Source organism: Geothrix limicola, from assembly GCF_030268085.1.
GTDB classification, from domain to species: Bacteria; Acidobacteriota; Holophagae; order Holophagales; family Holophagaceae; genus Geothrix; species Geothrix limicola.
In genome coordinates this window covers 133,064-155,830 of record NZ_BSDE01000005.1, presented here as the reverse complement: position 1 = coordinate 155,830, position 22,767 = coordinate 133,064, and the positions used below count along the sequence as shown (strand labels likewise).

19 protein-coding genes and 1 tRNA gene are annotated in these 22,767 nt (G+C 64.6%); 12 read left to right on the top strand and 8 right to left on the bottom strand.

What is annotated here, in order from left to right:
* Nucleotides 1-8: 8 nt before the first annotated feature.
* Both QSJ34_RS13365 and QSJ34_RS13360 read right to left on the bottom strand, forming a co-directional pair.
* Nucleotides 9-2,003, bottom strand: a complete 1,995-nt coding sequence (locus QSJ34_RS13365) for a transglycosylase domain-containing protein (RefSeq protein WP_285576051.1) — start codon at nt 2,001-2,003, stop codon at nt 9-11.
* Between the two features lie 265 nt (nt 2,004-2,268).
* The gene (locus QSJ34_RS13360; protein WP_285576050.1) at nt 2,269-2,643 is read right to left on the bottom strand and encodes a hypothetical protein; all 375 of its coding nucleotides are present in this window, start codon (nt 2,641-2,643) and stop codon (nt 2,269-2,271) included.
* Nucleotides 2,644-2,835: 192 nt separating this feature from the next.
* On the opposite strand from QSJ34_RS13360, the gene QSJ34_RS13355 reads away from it, so the two are divergent.
* Nucleotides 2,836-4,233 carry a biosynthetic peptidoglycan transglycosylase gene (locus tag QSJ34_RS13355; RefSeq protein WP_285576048.1) on the top strand — a complete coding sequence of 466 codons (1,398 nt, stop codon included), beginning with the start codon at nt 2,836-2,838 and terminating at the stop codon, nt 4,231-4,233.
* Between the two features lie 17 nt (nt 4,234-4,250).
* Here QSJ34_RS13355 and QSJ34_RS13350 read toward each other — a convergent pair whose 3' ends face one another.
* Entirely contained in the window at nt 4,251-4,970 is a 720-nt protein-coding gene (locus tag QSJ34_RS13350; protein ID WP_285576046.1) for an AraC family transcriptional regulator, read from the bottom strand.
* Between the two features lie 154 nt (nt 4,971-5,124).
* Here QSJ34_RS13350 and QSJ34_RS13345 point away from each other — a divergent pair, with 154 nt between their 5' ends.
* From QSJ34_RS13345 to QSJ34_RS13325, 5 genes are all read left to right on the top strand, one after another.
* Nucleotides 5,125-6,192 carry a DUF1501 domain-containing protein gene (locus QSJ34_RS13345; RefSeq protein WP_285576044.1) on the top strand — a complete coding sequence of 356 codons (1,068 nt, stop codon included), beginning with the start codon at nt 5,125-5,127 and terminating at the stop codon, nt 6,190-6,192.
* 422 nt (nt 6,193-6,614) lie between these two features.
* Nucleotides 6,615-7,853, top strand: a complete 1,239-nt coding sequence (locus QSJ34_RS13340; RefSeq protein WP_285576042.1) for a tyrosine-type recombinase/integrase — start codon at nt 6,615-6,617, stop codon at nt 7,851-7,853.
* 137 nt (nt 7,854-7,990) lie between these two features.
* Entirely contained in the window at nt 7,991-8,356 is a 366-nt protein-coding gene (locus QSJ34_RS13335; RefSeq protein WP_285576040.1) for a MerR family transcriptional regulator, read from the top strand.
* A gap of 3 nt (nt 8,357-8,359) precedes the next feature.
* Nucleotides 8,360-9,571 (top strand): bifunctional DNA primase/polymerase, encoded by a 1,212-nt coding sequence (locus tag QSJ34_RS13330; protein ID WP_338001172.1) that lies wholly within the window; start codon nt 8,360-8,362, stop codon nt 9,569-9,571.
* 343 nt (nt 9,572-9,914) lie between these two features.
* On the top strand, nt 9,915-10,502 hold the full coding sequence (locus QSJ34_RS13325; protein WP_285576036.1) for a hypothetical protein: 588 nt from the start codon (nt 9,915-9,917) through the stop codon (nt 10,500-10,502).
* Nucleotides 10,503-10,630: 128 nt separating this feature from the next.
* Here the strand turns inward: QSJ34_RS13325 and QSJ34_RS13320 are convergent.
* Nucleotides 10,631-10,707: transfer RNA gene (locus QSJ34_RS13320), tRNA-Met, on the bottom strand.
* A 91-nt stretch (nt 10,708-10,798) separates the two neighbouring features.
* Here QSJ34_RS13320 and QSJ34_RS13315 point away from each other — a divergent pair.
* On the top strand, nt 10,799-12,745 hold the full coding sequence (locus QSJ34_RS13315; protein WP_285576034.1) for a M1 family metallopeptidase: 1,947 nt from the start codon (nt 10,799-10,801) through the stop codon (nt 12,743-12,745).
* Here QSJ34_RS13315 and QSJ34_RS13310 read toward each other — a convergent pair.
* Entirely contained in the window at nt 12,742-13,701 is a 960-nt protein-coding gene (locus QSJ34_RS13310; protein WP_285576033.1) for a hypothetical protein, read from the bottom strand. The two genes, QSJ34_RS13315 and QSJ34_RS13310, sit on opposite strands and share 4 nt — an antisense overlap.
* A gap of 52 nt (nt 13,702-13,753) precedes the next feature.
* Here QSJ34_RS13310 and pyrF point away from each other — a divergent pair, with 52 nt between their 5' ends.
* Nucleotides 13,754-14,476, top strand: coding sequence for an orotidine-5'-phosphate decarboxylase (gene pyrF, locus QSJ34_RS13305; protein ID WP_285576031.1), 723 nt, complete (start codon nt 13,754-13,756; stop codon nt 14,474-14,476).
* A gap of 11 nt (nt 14,477-14,487) precedes the next feature.
* Nucleotides 14,488-15,030, top strand: coding sequence for a hypothetical protein (locus QSJ34_RS13300; protein WP_285576029.1), 543 nt, complete (start codon nt 14,488-14,490; stop codon nt 15,028-15,030).
* A gap of 179 nt (nt 15,031-15,209) precedes the next feature.
* Here QSJ34_RS13300 and QSJ34_RS13295 read toward each other — a convergent pair whose 3' ends face one another.
* The gene (locus QSJ34_RS13295; RefSeq protein ID WP_285576027.1) at nt 15,210-16,814 is read right to left on the bottom strand and encodes a B12-binding domain-containing radical SAM protein; all 1,605 of its coding nucleotides are present in this window, start codon (nt 16,812-16,814) and stop codon (nt 15,210-15,212) included.
* 169 nt (nt 16,815-16,983) lie between these two features.
* Here QSJ34_RS13295 and QSJ34_RS13290 point away from each other — a divergent pair, with 169 nt between their 5' ends.
* The 3 genes from QSJ34_RS13290 to QSJ34_RS13280 all read left to right on the top strand — a co-directional run bounded on the left by QSJ34_RS13290 (nt 16,984) and on the right by QSJ34_RS13280 (nt 21,020).
* Nucleotides 16,984-18,129 (top strand): PilZ domain-containing protein, encoded by a 1,146-nt coding sequence (locus QSJ34_RS13290; RefSeq protein WP_285576026.1) that lies wholly within the window; start codon nt 16,984-16,986, stop codon nt 18,127-18,129.
* Between the two features lie 69 nt (nt 18,130-18,198).
* Nucleotides 18,199-20,511 (top strand): phosphoribosylformylglycinamidine synthase subunit PurL, encoded by a 2,313-nt coding sequence (gene purL, locus QSJ34_RS13285; protein ID WP_285576024.1) that lies wholly within the window; start codon nt 18,199-18,201, stop codon nt 20,509-20,511.
* Nucleotides 20,512-20,561: 50 nt separating this feature from the next.
* On the top strand, nt 20,562-21,020 hold the full coding sequence (locus QSJ34_RS13280; RefSeq protein WP_285576022.1) for a methyltransferase family protein: 459 nt from the start codon (nt 20,562-20,564) through the stop codon (nt 21,018-21,020).
* 1 nt (nt 21,021) lies between these two features.
* On the opposite strand, the gene QSJ34_RS13275 is transcribed toward QSJ34_RS13280, so the two are convergent.
* Complete coding sequence (locus QSJ34_RS13275; RefSeq protein ID WP_285576021.1) at nt 21,022-21,210, bottom strand: hypothetical protein; 189 nt, start codon at nt 21,208-21,210, stop codon at nt 21,022-21,024.
* A 101-nt stretch (nt 21,211-21,311) separates the two neighbouring features.
* Complete coding sequence (gene glnA / locus QSJ34_RS13270; protein WP_285576018.1) at nt 21,312-22,730, bottom strand: type I glutamate--ammonia ligase; 1,419 nt, start codon at nt 22,728-22,730, stop codon at nt 21,312-21,314.
* Nucleotides 22,731-22,767: the final 37 nt, after the last annotated feature.

The following is a 22,767-nucleotide window of genomic DNA, read 5'->3' as shown; positions in this document are numbered from 1 at the left end:
GTCTTGGTTTACCGTCGCCCAGTTTCTTGAGGCGAGGGTTCCATCGGCTGGGGTGGCGCGCTTCCGTGCTCGGTGCAGTATTCCATCGGCTCGGTGCCTGAGATGAAGAACTCATCGTGCTTCTGGGGGCACTCGTCGCGGGCCAGGAGCCCCGTGGTGGGATCGATGCTGAGGGTCAGGATGGTCTCCGGCTTCGGGAAATCGCCCGCGGGCCGAGAAGCCACGACCTTGCCCATGAAGCGCTCCCAGATCGGAGCGGCCACGGCACCTCCCGTGAACCCTTTCCCAACGGATTTGGGCTTGTCGTATCCGACCCAGACGCCCGTCACGAGGTTCGGGGTAAAACCGACGAACCAGGCATCCACGTAGTTGTCCGTGGTTCCGGTTTTCCCCGCGGAGGGATGGGCCTGGCTGAAGGGACGCAGGGCTTTGGCGGTGCCATAGCTGAGGACGTCCTTCAGCATCTCCGTGGTGATGAAGGACACCTCCGGGGACAGGACCTGGGAAAGCACCGGCGGATTCTCGATCCAGGTCTGGCGCCGTCGGTCATAGATCCGAAGGATGGTTCGGGCCTCGGCCATGGTGCCTCCGGTGGCCAGCGGAGTGTAGGCCTGCACCAGATCCTTCAGGGTGACCTCGTCCGTGCCCAGGGCCAGTGAGAGGCCGTTCTGCGTGTGGAGCGGGAGACCCATCCTGCCTGCGAATGCCACGAAGGCCGGCACGCCGACGGCTTCGAGCACCTTGACCGTGATGATGTTGTTCGAGTGGGCCAGAGCCTGCCTGAGGGGGAGTTCGCCGAACTGTTCCCGGCCGTAGTTCTGGGGTTTCCAGGTCTGGCCATTGCCGGCGTCGTAGGCCACCGGGTCGTCCTTCCAGAGACTGGCGGCGGTGAGTCCTTTCTCCAGGGCCGCTGCATAGATGAGGGGCTTGATGGCCGATCCCGGCTGGCGGCGGGAGGTGAAGGCCCGGTTGAGGGCGTTCTGGGTTCCCTCCACGTCTCCGACGGCGGCGAGGACGTCTCCCGTGGCGGGATCCAGGCAGAGCAGGGCACCCTGCAATCCCGGGGAAAGGCGTTTCACGCCCTCCCGCAGGGCCTGTTCAGCCCGATGCTGCACGTCCAGATCCAGGGCGGCAATGACTTCCAGGCCACCCAGCTCCACGGCTTCGGCCCCCAGGCGTCCGATCAGCTGGGCCCGAATCTGGGCCAGATACTGCGGGGCCTGCCCCAGGGGGCGTGGGCCCGCGCCATGGGCCTGGAGCGCCCGCTTTCGCTGGGGCGAAATGAGCTGGAGATCCTCCATGCGCTTGAGGACGACGTCCCTTCGCCTCGCCACCTCCGCGGGCTTGCCGAAGGGGTTGTAGCGGCTCGGGTTCTTCGGCACGCCTGCGAGGAGAAGGCATTCGCCTTCGCTGAGTTCCTCCGGGCGCTTGTCGAAGTAGAGGCGGGCCGCCTGGGCGATCCCCTGGGTGCCGTTCCCGAACGTGATCTCGTTGAAATACATCTCCAGGATCTGCGGCTTGGTGTACTGCTGCTCGAATTCCATGGCCAGCTTGGCTTCTTCGAGCTTGCGGTCCAGGGTGCGCGCCGAGTTCAGGTACTTGTTCTTGATGAGCTGCTGGGTGATGGTCGAGCCCCCTTCGACCAGCTTTCCCTTGAGCACATCCTTGAGCGCGGCCCGGGCGATGCTCCGGTAGTCGAGGCCGCCGTGCTCGTAGAAGCGGGCGTCCTCCACAGCCAGCAGCGCCTGCTGAAGGAAGCTGGGAATCCGATCGAGAGACACCCAATAGCGGTTCTGGGGCGGGATGCGACCCACGTACCGGCCCTGGCTGTCGAGCACCGTGACCGAACTGATCCCAGCCGGCAGGGGAGGGCAGGTCGCGTAGGGGCTCTGGGCCTGCGGCCCTGAGGCGGCGAGGCCTTGCACCAAGCCCAGCAGCAGGAACACCGGAGTGCGCCACGGATGACGTTGAGTCGGCTCCCGGTGGGCCACCTTCAGAACCATTCCTTCATCCGCAAACATGAGGGCTCCATCACCTTCCTGCTTGATGGTAGGCGGAAACCCTGTGGACTTTCCGGAGCCCGCGTGAAACCGGAGTCCCTGGTCTGGCTCATCGTTCGGTTGGCCCCAAGGCTGTCATCGGCGTCATGATGGAGAGGCCCCTCCAGCACCCTGGGGCCTGCCCTTCTCCCTGGTCTTTCTCCTGCAGAATCCCGTGGCCCACACCCCTTCGATCCAGTCGCCCCAGCCTGAACGTCGCAGGTTGCGGTCATGGGCAGGTGCCCTCATTCGCCTTCGCGCCTGCTTCCAGGGGCGATGGATCGCGTGCGGAAATGGGCTGGTGCTGGGTGTCTTCCTTTACCTTGGCGTCCTCGCGCTGTTCCAGGCGGCACCGGTCCGGAGGGCCCTCCACGAACGCGCCGTCGCCGGGCTCGCAGCCAGGATTCCGGGCGCTCGCCTCGAGGGAACGGTCGGCGTCGATGCTGCGTTCCGGCTCGTGATGGGCGCCGTCGTGCTCGATTCGCCCAGGGATGGGATGCCGCTCCTCCGGGTCGACCGGATCACCGTTCAGCCGCGTCTGTGGCGACTCCTCACCGGTCGCCTGGAGGCGGGGACGGTCAGGCTGCAAGGGGTGCACGTCCATGCGGGCTGCCGTGGGGAGCGATTCGCGGATCTGGCGCGAGCCCTCCGCCCGGATAAGCCGCGGTCGGCCAGCTCGGAGCCGCGAAGCCATGCGCCTGCCTTGCCTGTGGTGGCTTTCTCCGGGCTGGAGGTGCGATTCGAGGGCTCGCCGTCCGGGCAGTTGCTCGTGGTCCCCCCCGTGGTGGTTGGTCCCATGGCCGGCCGCATCCACCTCGATCGCCGGGGCGAGCGTACCCATGCCTCGATCTCGACCGAGGGGCCGGGGCAGGCGGAGGGCACGGTGATGGCTGCGTGGGGCGGCGGCCCCGGCAGCTTGCAGCTCCGGCTCCACGGGCTGGGCGCCGCGGCGCTCCCTGAAAGCCTGCGCGCGGGACTCCCCATCGACATCCAGGCGGGTACGGTCGACCTCAGCTTTGAGGCACCGAACCTGGCGCTGCCGCGGGGCGAGGGCCAGCTCAGTCTCTCCACGCACGCCCTCTCGATGTTTGCGAAACGACTCGCTCCCGAACCCGTGGGTCCCCTTTCGGTCCGCCTCGCCGGCCGTGTGGGCTGGGACGCCCGCGAGCGGACCATCGCCCTGGAGGAGGCCACGGTGGCCCTGGATGAGGCGGGCCGGGCGGCGCTGAAGGTCGGGCTCTCGATCACGACACGTCCCGAGCCTCAATTCAAGCTCGCCCTTCTCGCGAGCGCAGTCGACTGGGCCACCCTCGCCGCGTCCCTCCCACCTACCCTCGCGCCACCTCGTGGGGCCCCGGGGCTCACGGGCACGCTTGCCGGCGCCCTCACCGTCGCCGGCCCGCTTGGCCAACCGGCTGAATGGCAGATCGACGGCGAGGTGGACCCGAGTCACCTCGTGCCAGCTCAGGCCCGAGGTGAATCTGATCTGACGCGCCCCTTCGTCTACGAGGCGACCCTCACCCGTGGCGGGAAGCGGCAGGTGACCATCGGTCCGGAAAACCCTGCGTTCGTGCCACTGAGCGAGCTTCCAAGCCACCTCGTGCGCGCCGTGCTCGAAAGCGAGGACGCCGGCTTCTACGGGCACAAGGGCTTCGACCTGTCCGAAGTCCAGGAGGCCCTGTCCAATGGGGGCCGGCTGCGCGGCGCTTCCACCCTCACCCAGCAGCTCGCGAAGAACCTCTTCCTGTCACGGGACCGCACCCTTTCGCGCAAGATCCGCGAGGCCCTCGCGACCGTCGCACTCGAGGTGGCAGTCGGGAAGCGACGGATCCTGGAGATCTACCTCAATCTGGCGGAGTGGGGCGACGGCGTGAACGGCATCGGCGAGGCCGCCCACCACTGGTTCGGCAAGGATGCCCGCACCCTGAGCCCCAAGGAGGCGGCCCTGCTCGCCACCGTGATCCCGAATCCGGTGCGCTATGAAATGTACCTCAGGCGGGGTGCACTCACGCCCGCCTGGGAAGCGCGGGTCGGAGACTTGCTCACGAAACTCCACGATAAAGGGGTGCTCGACGACGAAGGCCTGCGCGCCGCGGAGGCGGAGACGCTGGCCTTCACCGCAAGCCCGCTATCGAGTCGAACCCAATCTGACAAACAGCTCAAACGTGTGGTCCCGGTCAGCCTGGCTGATTAGATCCAGCGGCCGCGCCCTCATTCGGGCGAATGCAAATAGCTTTCGGGAGCCTTCCCCAAATTCTGGCGAAACATCGCCGTAAAGGCACTCGGGCTCTGATAGCCAAGGGTGGTGGCGACTTCCTTGACGGTTTTCCCAGAGGCCAGAAGGGCGACGGCCTCCGAGAGCAACACTTGCTGCCGCCAGATGACGAAGCTCATCCCAAGGTCCTGCTGAAACAGCCTCATCAAGGTGCGGCTGCTGGCGCCCGTGCGTCTGGCCAACACTTCGAAGCTCTCCTTCTTGTGTGGCCGATCGAGGAGCGCGCGACAGAGCCTTACGAGCCGCGGGTCTGTCGGCATGGGAATTTGAAGTGGAACCTGGTGGGCTCGTGGGATCTCAAGGAGTATCAAATTCATGATCAGGCCGCCACGGCCTTGCGGATCGTAATCGAGAGCTTCATCGACGGCGCTGAGGATGAGCTCCCGGAGAAGCCTCGAAACGTCGATGACCGTACATTCCTTCGGAATCGCGATGGAAGCGCCAGGTGAGAGGTAGAGGGTCCTCATTTGAACGGGACCTTGCATTGAGACTTGATGCCGAATCCCAGGCGGGATCCATACCGCGCGGAACGGCGGAACAATCCATCCCGTGGTTCCAGTCATCACGCGCATCAGGCCAGTGATGGCATACAGGAGCTGCCCTCGAGGATGCGAATGGGGGGCGATGACAAATCCGTCCGGATAATCCTTCGCCATCGCTACTACGGGCCGCGGTGCCTGCTGGTAATCCTCGCTGTTCCCGGCGCGAACCATGATGTGTCCGATTTTCGACGAATGATGTCATAACGGCTATATCCGGACAACCCACACTTGCCGATGCCGAGGGCTTTCCTCGCGCTTCGGAGGGTCCATGTCTCAACCCTTGTGCACACGCCGAACCATGCTGAAAGTTGGCGCCGCCTTGGCAAGTGCCGCCATGCTGCCTGCGGGTGAGTTCCAAACGGATAATCCTCAACGCCCCCAGGAGACGCCCACTCTGGTGGTGTTTTTCCTGAACGGAGGGCCTTCCGGGCTCTTCAACAGTGCCGGGTCTTTCCTCGAGAAGGGGAGCTTTGGCGTGAGGCCAGACAATGTGAAAGACCTCGGCCATGGATTGGTGGTGGATGCGGCCACGCTTGGGAGCCTTCCATCCACAGCCCTATCTCATATGGCATCCATCAACTTTCAGCACGGACACTACCGGCACGACCTTGCCCGGGCGGCGGTGCTCCAGACCGGAAATCGCAGCAACCTGTTGCTGCTCGCAGGCGCGATGACGACGAAGGCGCCGATCCGCTGCGCCATTGTCAATTCGCTAGGATTCCCTGTGGGTGTTTCATGGGATTCTCCGGCGGAGGGCGGAGCCGCGTTTACCCGCGTAACGGACTTTCGTTCTGTCGAAACACAATTGGCGCGAATACCTGCATTCGACCCAAAGGAAGCCGCAGCCGCATACGGCTTGACTCAAGGCATTCGAGAAATCGCGGATACCCCGTCCACCTTCCTGGCCACAGAAATGCTCGTACGCGGGGGAACCAGCGTGGTCTTCTCCCAGCCGGCCTATTTGGGAAGGCCTGACCGCCAATTCGACATCCACATTGAGCTGACTGGTGTCACGGATCGAAAAATCATGTCCCAGCTCATCCCATCTCTTCAAATCTTCCTGGAGCGGATGCTCACCTTGCCGAATCGAAATGTCGTGGTGGCGCTATTCGGCGAATTTTCCCGCACGGTCGCGACCTCGGATCATGAGCCGGGGGGCACGGCCACCGTAATCGGGAAGTACGTCCGGTGCGGAACCGCCGGGTCTCAGAATCAGGATGGTTCGATGCCACCGAATACCCCTGGTACCGGGGGGCTCTGGTCGTTCCTTGCGGAGGCCTTACGGCTCGAAGATCATCCCTTCGGGAGTAACCCCAATCCTGGACTTCTCCTTTAGTTCATGGGATCCCCGAATTCCGCTCAGAACGGGGCGATCCAGGCGCCGAGGGAGGGCGAACGCGGAGAACGGCGAGTCAAAGGGCCCCCCGCAGGTGCCCGGGCGTACCGCCCTCAGCTTCGGGGCCAGCGGGTTTCCTGGGGTTCTCGATCCAATAACACAAACGGCCGACAGTAGTCGGCCGTTGCATTTGGTAGCGGGGGCAGGATTTGAACCTGCGACCTTTGGGTTATGAGCCCAAACTAATAGAATTTGACTGAATCTAATATTGGTCAAAGGTCTCCATTTATTCAATTACTTAGAATCATTCTTGGATCTTCTTAAACATCTTCATTTTCTCTTGATTTTCGCTCCGCTAGAGTATCCTCAGAGTATCGAAACAGCACCCCAAAGGTCGCTGATTTGAGGCCGGGAGGAATCTCATGGAGACCGTCAAACTCACGGACACCCGGGTAAGGTCAATCCAACCAGGCAAGGTCATCGTCCGGCGGTGGGATTCAGTGGTGGCGGGGTTCTACGTCCGAGTGCATCCAGGTGGCGCTAGAAGCTATGCCATTCAATTCCAGCGCCCAAGCGGTTCTAAGGTGCAGGTGACCATCGGGAGCGCCGATGTGTGGACTGCTGAGGCTGCCCGTGAGCAGGCCCGGAAGCTGCGAGAGGTCCACGATGCAGGAAAGGATGCCCGGGCCCATCTGCAAGGTGAGCGGAACTCCAAGGATGTGACCGCGCTGGTGAAGGTCTGGAAGGATGACTATCGCGCCAAGCTAAAGCCCAGCACCCAGCGGAGCCATGACTCGATCATCAAGACGGTTATCCTTCCCGCCGTGGGGACGCGACTGGTGAAGGATCTGGACCGATCCAGCATCAAGGATTTATACCGCCGGGAGGCCAAGAAACACCCAACCCAAGCGAATCGGACCATTGAGATCCTGTCGAAGCTTATGAGCATTGCCGAGGATGAAGGATGGAGACCGCTCCAATCGAATCCATGTTTTCGGTTCCCGAAGCAGCGTCTTCAGACCTGCAAACGCATCCTGACCGCTGCGGAACTCGGAAGGTTGGAATCTTCCATGCACTCACTTGAGGAGGCCGGGAAACTGGATCGCATCGCCGCTGATCTAATCCGATTTCTGGCCCTGTCTGGGTTGAGGGCAGGGGAGGCCGGGAACCTTCGATGGCAGGACGTAAACCTGGATCAAGGGACCATGACCTTTCATGACCACAAAACGAGCGTGAACAAGGGGGCAAAGGTGCTACCGCTTAATGCCCCGCTCCGAACCATCCTAAAGCGTCGTGCCGGGGATCGTTTGGGCAATCTGGTATTTCCGGGTCTAGTGAAGGACCGGCCCATCCAGGGTTTGCGGCATATGTGGCTCCGCATCTTGGCGGTGGAGAACTGTGAACTTGGCGAGGCTACGCCGCATGACCTCCGGCGAACCTTCATGAGCGTGTCTGTGGAACTCGGGTATCCGCCAGCCATTGGCGACACACTGCTAGGCCACAGCCTCGGAAAGATTCAGGACGTATACACTCGCCTTTCCATGGATGGCATCCTGCGGAACGCATCCGAGGATACGTCGGCATGGATCGCCGCTGCGCTTCGCGGTGAGAATCCCAAGTCGGGAACCAAGATCCTTACTGCTGAGGCCAAGCAAGCCTGACACTGAATGTCATTCGATTTAAATCAGTCATAGGTGAAGGTGGTGGAATATATAGACTTTTCATAAGGCTTGACAAGGTCTCAGGAATATCGAGACTTATAACAATGCAAACCTAGTGGGGGATTTGCAGGCCGCTGGTGCTTGACGCCGGTAAGAGCAGCCACAAGCAGGCCAGTTTGAACTGGCTGTCTCTTATCGAAGTGCGGTCCAGCGAGGTGCGAATGTCGCACGAACTTAAATCTCAAACCCAGGCCAATGGCCTATCTTTCCCCACTGTTCCCACCCTCAAGGCTGAACAAGCCCGTGGAACCCAGGCCAGACTGCTTTACAGCTACCAGGAAGCCCGGGAGCAGCTTGGTGGCGTTCCTGTCTCAACCTTCGCCTTGTGGATCGCCAAAGGTTTGATAGAGCCCGTTCGCATTGGGCCCCGCCGGTGCTTCATCCGTCACGAGGATTTGATTCGCCTTGCCTCTGGCGAGGTCGAACTCCCGAAAGCGGGGTGAACCATGGGAATCTTTGAAAGCTGGATTCATGGCCTCGCTGCCATGAGGTGCAGGTTTGTCGAACTGGTGAAGGACGGGAAGCGTCCACGCCGAACACTGGACCATTACGATCGTATGATCGGGACTTTTGGCGTTCAGTGTGCCCTCGCATGGCTTGCGAAGGGATCACCAGTAGGAATCATGCCCAAGTCTCCACTCTGGATTCTGGACGCTGACTCTCACGAGCAGGTAGAGCGGGTTGTGTCTGAACTCTTCGACCATGGCATCACGCCCTTGATGGTCGCTACTCCCAGCGGTGGAGCCCATTTTTACGGGATGTTGCCCGATGACTTCCCGCTAGCAGGGCTGAAAAACCACCTGCCAGACGGCGCGGTTCCGATGGATTTCAAATTCGGCCCGAAAACCCTGGTCGTCTGTCCTGGGAGCCGCCGAAAGGGGATTGAGTATCGCCCCATGACTACCTGGACCATGCCGCCGGTGATGGACCCCCGGTGGTTCAAGGCCTGGGGATTCTGGCATAAACGGGACGACCGCCCATTCCTGACAAACCCCCGCCCGCTCAGAGACCGGCTAGTAGCTGCCCGCCAATACCTACAGCTGCGCGCGCCGTTGTCGGTCAGTGGGAAGTATGGTCACTTGGCCTTGGCCCGGGTGTGCAGCAACCTCGTTGCTTACCATCGGATTGAACCTCGAACGGCCTTGACGATGCTGGCCCCATGGAATGCTAGGTGCACCGATACGACCGGGAAGCCCTGCCCATGGAGCCGATCCGAGTTGCTCAGTGCTCTGGATGCTGCCAAAGACGCAATTCCCGAAAGCGGGGTGAAGGCATACCAGCGAGCTGAGGCTGCCCGTGAGTTGCGGGAACGGATCGCCATCCATGTCAGGTTGATCAAAGTTGCCTTGACCATAGATGGAGGGTCAAAGGTGCCCGTGTCGCGAATAAGGCGGCTGCTGGGGTGGTTTGGCCTGAATCTGACCGAAACCGCCCTTGGAAATGCCCTGCGCCTCTCAGGATGCCCAAAAATTCAATTCACCAAGAAACGGATTAGGGCCATCTCAGGAATGAACTATTCAAGGCTGGTCGATGGTCTGCTGGCCGCGCGAAGGGATGCAGGCGGGAGGGATCTAAATAAGCACGAACCCGCTCTACCTAAAATGTGCCCACTTTTGATTCAGGTAGAGCAGGTTGTGTCTGGGAGAGGTGCCGCTTGAAAACCAACGCTAACGGATCCAGAAAATAGGGATTAGGAGGCAGAGTCACCTAAAACTCCTCCGCCCGTGTCGATAAAAAAGGCTGAAATAGGAAAAGGGACGGTTTCGAGGGTCCTACAATCCCTAAATATTCATCACTAACAGTCCCTTCCATATGGGCTCCCTCTGGCAAAGTGTGAGGCAGTGCTAGAGGGAGACCCCACGGGCCCCGAGACCAAGCCCGCCGCCGCCCCCGCCTAGAGGATCTAGACAGAATGACCGCCGCTATCCTGGCGCCCTGGAGGTAATCTAGGAGGTGGCTCGGGGTTAACCTGATTCGACTATCCACTTTGAAGGGGACCACATGAAACGCCTTGGCGGTTGGTGGAGGCTGTGGATCCTCCTCAGTGTTTTGTGGGGCATCGGTGCTGTGGTAGCTGTATTGGCAGATTGGCCTGGACCTTTGGAAAAGCAGGTTCTCACCCCTGACCAGATCAAACTACTTTCGCCTCAATCTCATAAGATGCTGTCGGACGCGCAGGCTTATGTTGAGGATGAGATCCGCCGAGCCCTCCCAGCCTTACCAAGTGGAGCACACTTGGATTCACCTAAGTTCATTGATGCACCAGGGCCAACACTGCAAACCATCAAAAAAGGTGATGTGGTAGTTACCCCACCAGGGAAGGCGCCGCCTTGGGAGACTGCATGGAGAATTGAGCCCTCGAATGAGACCATGCCAAGCGGGCAAGAGTTCTTGCTGAACGCTTCGACTGATGAACTCAGAGCGTTCAAACAGGACTACTCACGGGTCCAGGGATTGGTTCTCCGGAATGCCCGACTCAAGCTGGTGGGCTTCGCACTCTTTCTGTGGACCGCTCCATGCCTGCTGTTACTTGCCTTCGCCCTCGGTTTCCGATGGGTGGTGCGCGGCTTCAAAAAGGAACCTGAATGAGTTGGAAACTGGAAGAGAAGCGGCTGGATCGAATTTTCTAGAGTATCCCCAGAGTATCGCCGCGCATCTTGTTCTTGAGCCATGCCGATATAAACCAACCGCCACTCAATAGTGGCGGTTGTCTTGGTTGGTAGCGGGGGCAGGATTTGAACCTGCGACCTTTGGGTTATGAGCCCAACGAGCTACCGGACTGCTCCACCCCGCGGTAGGAATTCAAGTGTAGCAGGGATCGGGGGAAGGGCAAGGGCGCATGTCTGGCGGGACTTGGTATGCTCGACGGACGCTCGGGAGTTTCGATGGGACGCCGCTTGATGGCCCTGCTGGTGATGTTCGCCGCCGTCGGACTGGGCGCGGGGCCGCGGACCTGGACGACGGAAAAGTGGTTCGACAAACCGAAGACGCCCCGCATCGCCAACTACCGCATCGAGGCGGCGCTGGACTTCGAGCACAAGGTTCTTCAAGGGCGCGAAACGCTCAGTTGGCGCAACACGGGCACGGCGCCCACGCAGGAACTGCCGCTGCATCTCTATCTCAATGCGTTCAAGGGGCCACTGAGCCTCTTCATGAAGGAGAGTGGCGGGCGGTTGCGCCGGGATCAGCAGGAGCTGGCCTCGGATCCCGGATCCTGGGGCTATTGCCGCCTGATCAGTGTCCAGATGGACGGGAAGGATCTGGATGGCCACGACGGTGAGGATGAGACCGTCCGCTGGCTGAAGCTGCCGCGCATGGTGGCGCCGGGCGAAACGGTCCATCTCGATATTACCTGGGAGAACCGCTATCCCAAGGTCTTCGCCCGCAGCGGGTGGTCTGAGAACTTCCTCATGTCTGGGCAGTGGTTCCCCAAGGTGGGTGTCTACCAGGGCGATCGTTGGAACTGCCACGCCTACCACGCCAACACGGAATTCTTCGCGGACTTCGGCGTCTACGACGTGGCGCTGTCGCTGCCGAACGCCCTGGGACTGGCGCACACGGGCACCCAGACGAATTTCGTGACGGAGATCGAACTCGATCCCAAGCGCCCCCTGAACGTGATCTGGCGCCTTCATGCCGAAGACGTGCACGACTTCGCCTGGGCGGTGATGCCCCAGGAGAGCTGGCGGAAACCGGCGATGTACGAGTACCGCGGGGTGCAGGTCTTCTACTACATCAACGGCACCAACCGCGGCAACTTCGCGCGGCAGCGTCGGGCCGTGGAGAACGCACTCCGCTGGAGTGAGGAGTGGTACTTCAAGTATCCGTACCCGACCCTGACGGTGATCGATACGCCCAAGGATGCCCACGGCGCCGATGGCGTGGAATATCCGACGCTCATCACGTCCAGCTCGGTGGCCTTCGACCCCTTCCTGTTCCGCTACGAGCCGGAGCGGGTGGCGGTCCACGAGTTCGGCCACCAGTTCTTCTACGGCATGCTCGCCAGCAACGAATTCGAAGAGCCCTGGCTCGACGAAGGCATCACCAGCTGGTTCACCCACAAGGCGTTGGAACGCAGCTACCACGCGCTGCTGGGCGGGCGCCGATTCCAGATCGGAACGGATTTCCAGGAGTGGGCGGGCTATTGGATGCTGCCCAGCGCCGACCCCATGACGCGGTTCGGATTCAAGACGATCAACGACTTCAGCTACTACGTGTCCGCCTACGACAAGCCGACCCTCGTGCTCAACCAGCTCGAAGCGATGCTGGGCCGTCCGGTGATGGAGGACGTCCTGCGCGCCTACGCCCAGGAAATGGCCTTCAAGCATCCCACGCGGTTGGACTTCAAGCGCATCGCCGAACGGGTGTCCGGGCGCGACCTGAGTGCGTTCTGGCGGGATTTCGTGGAAGGCACCGATGTGCTCGACTACGCGATTCGCGGGGTGAAGAGCCAGGAGACCACCCAGGGCGGCTGGCTCTTCTCGGACAAGGCGCCGGTCTTCGCGGCCCCGCAACCCGCGACGCCGGGCCGCGTGGGTTCCATCACCCTCGAGCGCAAAGGCGGGATCCGCGTGCCCATCACGCTCTGGGTGCGGCTGGAGAACCGGGAGGAGCAGCGTCTTGTCTGGGACGGGCAGGACCGCTGGATCACCTACGAGTTCGATTCGCCGGTGGCGGCCGCCGTGCTGGACCCCGATGGCAACTACCCGATGCTCAAGGACCGCCTGCACGCGAGCTACAACCCCAAACCCGTGCGGCGGGGCTTCCACTACTGGGCCCAGATGGTCTGCGGCGCGGTGGCGGGCTGGCTGCAGGGCTGCGGGATCGGCTAGGGCTTCGGCGGCGCCGCATCTCCCATGCGGATGCTGCGGATGTTTCCCTGCCCATCCAGGTCGATGAGGATGGGGAACCAGAGCAGGCCCAGCTGCTCGAAGGCGGCCTGGCTCGGGGCGAAATGGGCGGTCCTTCCGGCGCTCTGAAGGCGGCCCGCGAGGGCCTGCCCTTCGGCCAGGATCGGTTCGGACAGGCTGGCGGCCCGCTCGTCCAGGCCGGCGCTGGCGCTGGGGATGATCCAGGCCGTGCCGGCGGGCAGGGGCGGGAGGGAATCCGCGTCCGCCGGGTGGATCCAGACGCGCGCGCCGCCCAGCTGGTCGAGGCGGAGATCCTGGTAGTCGAGGCCCGGAAGGGACCAGAGGCGCAGGGTGGGCGAAGGGTTCCCCAGCCAGCCGAAGAGGCGCTGGAAGCCCTGGATCATGGTTTCCGACGCGGGACCGGCTGCTGCCCGGAGGCGGGAGAACCGCGCTTCGTCCTGTTGGGCCAGGGCCCAGCAGAGGGCGTGGCGCAGCCCGTATCCGCGGGTGAGGTAGGGGCCCGCCGCGATGAGGCGGTCCTCCCAGACCTGGCGCAGGGCGGGATCGAAGGCGCCGCTGCGCACCTGCAGCTGGCCCCAGCGCCAGAGTGCCAGGGCGGTGCCGGAGGTGCGCATGGGCAGGGCCTTCAGGGCTGCGTGCAGCTGCGCCTTGGGAGCCCGGAGCAGGTGCCGGAGGGCCTCGGCTTCTTGGTGCTCGCGCCCCGTGGCGAAGGGACTGACCGGCAGATCCCGGGCGGGATCGAAGGTGGCCGCGGCCCGCAGCCAGGCGTATCGGAGCCCGGCGGTACCCTTCAGTGTTGGCGCCGGAGGCAGGGCGCTTTCCCAGTCGAAGGCCTCCAGCAGGGCGCTCTCGGCCTCCTGGCTGGTGGGGGCCGGGGCCGAGAGGGCCGGGGGGGCTTGCATGGCTGGGAGGAGCATGGGGATCTCGCTTGGTGGCAGAATGATTCTCCGCATCATACGGGAGTCCCCTTTGTCTGCATCCACCCTGACCCTCACGCCCCGCGAGCGCCTCGTGGTGGCCCTGGATGTCCCCACGGCGAAGGAGGCCATGGCCATGGCCGACCGGCTGTCCGGCCGGGTGGGCATGCTCAAGGTGGGGCTCGAGCTCTTCTGCGCCGAGGGGCCGGCCTTCGTGAAAGCCCTGCAGGAGCGGGTTCCGGTCTTCCTCGACCTCAAGCTGCACGACATCCCCACCACGGTCCGGCGCGCCATGGAGGCCGTGCTCAAGCTGGATCCCCGGCTCATCAACGTGCACGCCCAGGGCGGTCCCGCCATGCTGGAGGCCGCCGCCGAGGCCACCCGCGCCCACAAGGCCGCGGGGGGCCGCACGGAGCTGCTGGCGGTCACGGTGCTCACCAGCCTGGACCGGGAGGCACTGGCGGCCCTGGGTCATGCGGCCAAGCCCGAAGACCTGGCCCTGGCCTACGCAAAGCTGGCCCAGCAGGCGGGCTGCAGCGGCGTCGTGTGCTCGGCCTGGGAAGCCTCGGCCATCCGCGAAGCCTGCGGCGAGGCCTTCTACCGCCTGACACCGGGCATCCGGCCTTCGGGCGCGGCCACCCAGGACCAGGCCCGCGTCATGACGCCAGCCCAGGCCCTGAAGCAGGGCTCCACCTGGCTGGTGGTGGGCCGTCCCATCACCCACGCGGCGGATCCGGCGGCCGCGGCCGAGGCCATCGTGGCCGAGATGGCCTAGGTCACCCCCAGATGTCCGTCGGATCTCCACTCGTCTTCAGGCCCTCCTTCGCCCAGCGCGCCATGGCCATGCTGCTCTTCGCAGGCTCCTGGCTGGTGGGTGTGCGGGCCCTGGCCCAGATCCTGGAGCGGTTGCCGGTCCTGCGGGCCTCCCTTCGCGTGGCCGAGGCGGCCGGCGATCCCACCTGGTCCTTCTGGGTGGCCGTGGTGGCGGCTTTCGGCGCCGTGCTGATGGGCAGCCTGCTCCTGCTGGGAACCCTGCTGGGCGTGCTGCTGGTGGAGGGCTCCCACGTGCTCGTGGATGACCTGGGCCTTTCCGTGGAGCACAACGCGCTGCCGGCCTCGCTGGCGCGGCGCCTCGGCGCGGGGCGGCTGCTCTGGAAGCAGATCTCCCGGATCGAGCGCTCGGGCCCCTTCTTCGTCCTCCGTGGCGGAGGCGATCCCGGGGCGACCCTGCGCAAGGATCCGAACCTGCGCTTCCTGCTGGTGGACGAGCTGGAGCGCCTGGTGCTCACGATCCTCGAGCGCAGCCCGAACTTAAAACACGAAGATTAATTCTCTCCGGGGGTCACCCTCGCAACGCATGCGTTGCGAGGACCCATGGGCGCGCTGCGCGCCTCCATGTGACGCCACGCGTTGCGTGGCTCCCGCGCGCCTGCGGCTTGCGGACATGGAGCCTCCCCCCGTACCCCCCGCGCGAGGTCCGGCGAAGCCGGGCCTCGCTTGCTCTCCTGCTACATCTTCGGCCGACTGAGGTAGGTCTCGGCGCCCTTCATCTCGGCGGTGGGGCCGTGGGCGGGCTTCTTCGGGCGGGTCCCCCTACGAGCATCGGTCTGCTTAAGGCCCCAGAGGCGCGCCAGTTCGGTGGCCTCGGGATTGCCCGGAGCCAGGGCCAGCACCTCGGACAGGTCGGCCCGGGCCTTGTCGACCCGGCCCAGCTTCTCGAAGAGCAGGGCGCGCTTCATGAAGCCCCAGGGATTCGCGGGTTCCTGGGCGATGATTTCGGCGTATTCGGTCTCGGCCTCGGTGAACCGGCCCTCTTCCTCGGCCGCCTCGCCGCAGAGCAGGTTGGTGACGGCACAGAAGCCCAGCCAGCGCTTCTGCTCGGCGAATTCGGCGGCAGTGAAACGGGATCTGGCCTTGGCCTTTTGAGCCGCCTGGTCGAGGTGGCGCAGGGCCTTTTCCGTGTGGGCATCCACCCGGGCGAAGATCTCGGCATCGCCCGAGGCCCGGTAGAAGTCCTTCTGGATGCGGCCTTCGGCGCGGTACTGATCGAACATCCGCGTGCCGGGATACAGTGCCAGCGGGCTGATCTGGCAGTCGCTGGGTTTTGTATCGCGGATGAAGGTGGCGGTCTCCTCCACGTCGGCCCAGGTCTCGCCGGGGATGCCCGTGATGAGGTAGATGCCGAGGTTCATGCCCACCTTGCGCACGAGGTCCAGGGCCCGCCGCGCGTGGCGCAGGTTGGTGCCCTTGTCCAGCAGCACCAGCACCCGCTCGCTGCCGTGCTCGACGCCGAACTGCATGAACTCGCAGCCCGCGCGCTTCATGGCCACCAGGCGATCCTCGTCCACCAGGTTCACGCGGCTTTGGCAGTTCCAGAGGGGATGGAGCCCGCTCTGCTGGATGCCGTCCATCAGCTTCAGCACGCGATCCCGGTTGGCGGTGAAGGTGTCGTCGCGGAAGCTGAAGTAGGTGAGGCCGTGGGTTTCGCGGAGCAGGCGCATCTCGCGCAGCACCGAAGGCGCGCTGCGGAAGCGGATGGAGGTGCCCCAGAACTCGGGCGTGTTGCAGAAGTTGCAGGTGGCCGGGCAGCCGCGGCTGGTGCTGAGGTAGGCCAGCTGGCCCACGTCGTTGAGGAAGTCCGCCTCCAGGTGTTCGGCGGGAATGCCCACGGCGTCCAGGTCCTCCAGGGGCGCCTGGGGCAGGGTGCGCCCGTCTCGAAGAATGAGGCCCGGCGTGCGTTTCCAGAGGTCGGAGGCGGGCGCGGTCTTCAGGCGCTCTACGATGCCCATCAGCACCGTCTCGCCCTCGCCCTGCACGATGGCGTCCAGGGCCGGGCAGTCCTCGAAGACCTCGTCGGCCAGGTGGGTGGGGTGGGGGCCGCCGGCGAGGAGAATGGCGTCGGGGCAGGCCTCCCGGGCCCAGGCCAGTAGCTCGTAGGAGCGCTTGCGGTTGAAGGTGAACATGGAGATGCCCACCACCGCCGGGTTCTGGGCCCGGAAATAGGCCAGGACCTCCTTCCGCCCCTTGCCGCTCAGGTTGGCCACCCGGCAGGGGAAGGCGCGGGATTTGAGCATGGCCTGCAGGTAGCCCAGGCCGATGGGGAGGAAGGTCATCCACTCATCCCCGAAGCCGCTTCGGGGGGCGCTGTAGGCGAGGAGGGTCCGGGGCGGGGTCATGGGGTCCAGAAGCGAGGTCTCCCGATGGAATGCCGGGACGAAAGCAGAGCTTCCCAGTGTACGGGAGGGAATTCATGATGGAAGCAAGAACCCACATGGAGGTGCTTTGGCGGGCAACCTGATCCGTAACGCGGAGACCATCGCCGATATCTTCAAGCGCGCCTGCGAGCGGCGCGAACTGCTGATCCTGGTGACGCCCTACCTCCGGTTCGAGTCTTCCTTCGTGAAGGTCGATGGATCCGAGGTCCAAGTGGTGGCCACCATGGGCCGGGAGGATGCCACGTACGGGTTGCGCAACGCGGGCCTTAAGATGAGGTTTCCCAACGGCGTCAGCTTCCTGGAGGCGCCCACGGAGCTGAAGGGTTTCGGCATGATCGATGGCCGCCGGACCCTCCGCCTTTCGGTGCCGGATGCGCTGCACGAAGAGGACCACCGCGGGGCCTACCGCGTGGATCGCGTGGGCCGGGTGCCCGTGACCTTCAGCACCCCGAAATTCGACCTCGTCATGGGCCTCCTGGTGGACGTCAGCACGACGGGCGGCCGGATCTACAGCAACCGGGATTTCCAGGAAGGCGAGCTGATGGTGGGCCAGGAGATGGCCGTGACCATCCCCCTGACGGACCAGATCCGCATCAACACGAAGGTCGTGCTCCGGCACGTGCACGGCCGCGCCTTCGGCGTGGAATACCGGCCCCAGCTGGACGACGCCGTCCTGAACCCGCTGTCCCGCTGGGTCTTCGAAAAGCGGGAAGAGGATCTCGAGCGCATCTCGCGCCGGGGCGTGGATACCGGAACCTCCGCGGGCCCGGGCAGGGTGGCCGCGGGACGGCCTACGGGACTGCTGCTGGTGTCGGGGGACGCGGCCTTGGAAACGGCCCTGCAGGCCCTGCTGGGCGGCCTCCAGCCCCTCACGCGCATCCCGCCCACCATGGCGGCCCTGAAGGAGGCCCTGAACCAGAAACCGGCTCTGGTGCTCTATCACGTGCCGACCCTGAGCCTGGACGAGCGCCGCCGCCTCAAACCCATGGTGGAAACCCTGCAGGGGAGGGTGCCCCTGATGCTGCTGGGCACGGGCATGGAGGGCGGACCGCTGCTGGAACTGGGCAGCGAGCTCAAGGCCTCGGTCTCCATCGTGTTCAACCCGGAACGGGCCACTTTCTTCCAGCGCCTCGTGCAGGGCGTGCTGCGGCGCACCTACGAGGGCGGGGAATCCCCGATGGCACCCATGGAGCCGGAGGGGGCCCCCAGCTGATGTCCACCTGATGTCAAGGCTCGTTCGGCAAAGACGGAACCGTTAGAATCAAAGGCTTCCGGAGCCTCCATGTCCGTCGCCATCGAACCCGCCGTCACCGAATCCCTGGCTCTGGAGCTGGGCCTGTCCAAGGATGAATGGCAGGTCATCCTGCGCCTCCTGGATGGCCGCCTGCCCACCTATTCGGAACTGGGCGTGTTCAGCGCCATGTGGAGCGAGCACTGCTCATACAAATCCAGTCGCATCCACCTGAAGAACCTGCCGACCGAAGGCCCCCGCGTGATCGAAGGGCCCGGCGAAAACGCAGGCGTGGTCGATATCGGCGATGGCTGGGCCGTCTGCTTCAAGATGGAGAGCCACAACCACCCCAGTTTCATCGAGCCCTACCAGGGCGCCGCCACTGGCGTGGGCGGCATCCTGCGCGACGTGTTCACCATGGGCGCGCGGCCCCTGGCAAACCTGAACTCTCTGCGCTTCGGCGACCTCGACGCGCCGCGCATGAAGAGCCTGGTGAAGGGCGTATCGGCGGGCATCTCGGGCTATGGCAACTGCATGGGCATCCCCATGCTGGGTGGCGACTGCGCGTTTGATGGCAGCTACAACGGCAACATCCTCGTGAACGCCTTCACGCTCGGCGTGCTGCGCAGCGACAAGGTCTTCAAGGGCTTCGCCTCGGGCGTGGGCAACAAGGTGATGTACATCGGCTCGAAGACGGGCCGCGACGGCATCCACGGCGCCAGCATGGCCTCGGCGGAGTTCGGCGAGGGCAGCGAGGAGAAGCGCCCCACGGTGCAGGTGGGCGACCCCTTCACGGAAAAGCTGCTGCTCGAAGCCTGCCTCGAGATCTTCAAGACGGACTGGGTCATCGGCATCCAGGACATGGGCGCCGCGGGCCTCACCTCCAGCAGCTTCGAAATGGCCAGCCGCGCGGGCACGGGCCTGGAGATCCGCCTTGACCAAGTGCCCATGCGCGAAGAGGGCATGACCCCCTTCGAGCTGATGCTCAGCGAAAGCCAGGAGCGCATGCTGCTGGTGGCCCGCCCCGGCTGCGAACCCAAGATCATCGAGGTACTGCATAAGTGGGGCCTCGACGCTTGCGTGGTGGGCGAGGTGACCGACAGCGGCCGCTTCATCGGCAGCTGGCATGGCCAGCCCGTCATCAACCTGCCCATCCAGCCCCTGGTGGATGCGGCGCCCAAGTACGACCGGCCCCGCGAGCGCCCGGCCTATCTGGATTCGGTGGCTTCTGACCCCCTGCCCGCGGACCTCAAGCCCGCCGAGGTGGAGCGCACCCTGCGCCAGATCCTGCAGAGTCCCACGGTGGCCAGCAAGCGCTGGATCTTCGAGCAGTACGACGGCACCGTGCGCAGCAACACGCTGCTGGGCATGGGGCGGGGCGATGCGGGCATCATCCGCGTGAAGGATGAGGCGGGTCAGGACACGGGCAAGGCCGTGGCCATGAGCAGCGACTGCAACAGCCGCTTCTGCTACCTCGATCCCTTCTGGGGCGCGGCCCACGCCGTGGCCGAGGCCTGCCGCAACCTGGCCTGCGTGGGCGCCGAGCCCATCGGCCTCACGGACTGCCTGAACTACGGCAATCCTGAGAAGCCCGAGAACATGTGGACCTTCGAGCAGGGCTGCCTGGGCATCCGCCAGGCCTGCCTCGCCCTCGACGTGCCCATCGTCAGTGGCAATGTGAGCCTCTACAACGACACCGAAGGCCAGAGCATCTTCCCCACGCCCATGATCGCGGCCGTGGGTCTGGTGGAGGACTGCGCGGGTCCGGTGGCCATTGATGCGCCCGATGCGACCGCCCTGTCGAAGGTGGGCAACCGCATCTGCGGCTCGGGCTTCCGCGCCGCCCACGACGGCATCTTCCTGCTGGGCGAGACCCGCGATGAACTGGGCGGCAGCGAGTACCTGAAGCTGCGCACGGGCAAGACCCAGGGCGCCTGCCCCGAGCTGCGCCTGGACGAGGAACTGCGCCTGCAGGCCTGCGTGCGTGAGGGCATCCGCCTGGGCCTCATCCGCAGCGCCCACGACACCAGCGAGGGCGGCCTGATGGTGGCGGCCCTGGAAAGCGCCTTTGGTGGAAACGCCGGAGAGGGCATGGGCTGCCAGCTGATGCTGAACCGCGGCGCGCTGCGCCTCGACAGCCTGCTCTTCGGCGAATCCGTGGGCCGCATCGTCGTGAGCGTGAGCGCCGAGGCCGAATCCAGCCTCGCCACCCTCTGCGCCACCCACCGCGTGCCCTTCGCCAAGATCGGCACCACCGGTGGCGCGCGCATCACCCTCGCCGTCGACGGCCAGCCCCTGCTGGACGCGGACGCGGCGGACCTGAAGGGCCTGCACGCCAACGCCCTGGAAACCGCCCTGAGCTAGTCTGATCCGGGCTTCCACCGCGGCGGTCCTGCTGAACCTCGGAGGCCAGGTTGAACCGCACCGGAAAGTCGCCCCAGCCGCCCCTCCTCTTCCTCGCCTGCCTCCTGGTGGGCTGGGGGATGGGCCGTCTGCACCCTCTGGAGCTACCCCTGCCGGCGCCCCTGCGCCTCGGCCTCGCGGTGCTGCTCCTGCTGCTGGCGGGGCTCCTCGGCCTGTGGGGGGTGGCCACCTTCAAGCGCCACCGCACGACCCATCAGCCCAACGGCGTGGCTTCGACCCTCCTCACGACGGGCCCCTTCCGCCTGTCGCGGAACCCGCTCTACCTCGGGCTGACCTGCCTGCTGGCGGCCTTCGGCTTCGGTCTGGATTCGGCCTGGCTGCTGGGGCTGACGCTCCTGTTGGCGGTGCTGCTGGATCGCCTCGTCATCGCGCGGGAGGAGGTGCGCCTGCGGGCCCAGTTCGGCGAAGCCTACCAGGCCTACACGCGGCGGGTCCGGCGCTGGTTCTGAGTCAGATCCCCATGGCTGCCGGCGTCTTCAGTTTGGTGAGGACGCCCTTGAGCACCGCCTCGTCAGTCTTGAGTTCGGCCTTGAAGGCCCGGCTGTCCGTGTGGTGGATTTCGCGGCGGAGATCCTCGAGCCGGTGTTCGAGGATGCCCATCAGAAGATCCATTTCCTTGGTGTCCAGGTAGACGTCCATGGTCACCTCCCGCCTGGCCCTGGCATCGGGAAGATGCTGAGCCACGCTCGGAGGCAATATCGGGTCTCCAGCGCCTTCCTGCAACTGGACCCAAGGACGGGTCAGGCCTCGAAGTAGAGGGCCATCTCGTAGGGATGAGGGCGGTTGCGCACGGCGGCCTCCTGGGCGCGGAGGTGCTTGAGATAATCCTCCAGCTGCAGGCGCTCGAAGGCGCCCCCGGCCAGCAGGAAGTCCATGTCGTTCTCCAGCGCGTCACAGGCTTCCGTGAGGCTCGTGGGCAGGCTCTTGATCTTCTTCCGCTGCTCCTCCGACCACCCGAAGATGTTCTGATCGATGGGCCCGAACCCGAGCGCTGTGGGATCCATCTTCTTCTGGATGCCGTCGATGCCGGCGAGCAGCTGGGCCGCCAAGGCGAGGTAGACGTTGCAGGTGGCATCGGGGGGACGGAATTCGAAACGGGCCGTTTCGGGCTGATCCGCATACTTGGGCACGCGGATGGCCGCCGAGCGGTTGCCCAGGGAGAAGAAGGCGCTGATGGGGGCTTCGAAGCCGGGCACCAAGCGGCGGTAGCTGTTGGTGCTGGGGTTCGTGAGGGCCAGGAGGGCCGGGCCATGGGCGAGGATGCCGCCGATGTACCAGAGGGCCTCCTGGCTCATCTTCCCGTAGCCCTTTTCGTCGTAGAACAGGTTCTTGCCGCCCTTCATGAGCATCTGGTGGAAGTGCATGCCGCTGCCGGCTTCGCCGTAGAGGGGCTTGGGCATGAAGGTGGCCGTCTGGCCGCGGCGGTGGGCCACCATCTTCACGACGTACTTCACGATCTGGGTGGCGTCGCCGGCCTTCAGCAGGGGGAAGAGCGGCGTCTCGATCTCGCACTGGCCAGGGCCGCCGACCTCGTGGTGGTGGTACTTCACGTCAACGCCCATGCGCTCCATCTCCGCGCACATCTCGGCGCGCAGGTTGTAGAGCTGGTCCTTGGGCGCCATGGCGTGGTAGCCGCCGTGAAGGGGGATGAAGTGGCCGTGGCCGCCCTCGCCGCTGTGCCAGTCCGCCTCGCGGCTGTCGACGCGGTACGAGGCGCTGTTCACGCCATTCTCGTAGCTCACCTTGTCGAAGACGTAGAACTCGTACTCGGGGCCCCAGATGCTGGCGTCGGCGATGCCGGTCTCGCGCAGGTAGTCCTCGGCGCGGATGGCGATGTTGCGCGGATCCACGGGGAAGGGCGCCTTGGTGTCGGCCTCGTAGGCCGAGCAGATGAAGCCCAGCGTCGGCGTGTCCCAGAAGGGATCCATGAAGCCCGTGGCCAGATCGGGGATCAGCACCATGTCGCCGGACTTCACGGACTTCAGGCCCACGCTGGACCCATCGAAGCCCACGCCATCGCGCATGAGGGATTCGGTGAACTGGGAGGCGGGGATGCTGACGTGATGCCAGCGGCCCCAGAGGTCGCTGAAGATCAGATCGATCATGCGGACGGACTGGGCTTGGATGAAAAGCCGGGCCTGCTCGAAACCGTTGAACACGGGGCCTCCACGGGACCCGGTCATTCTAGATCGATAG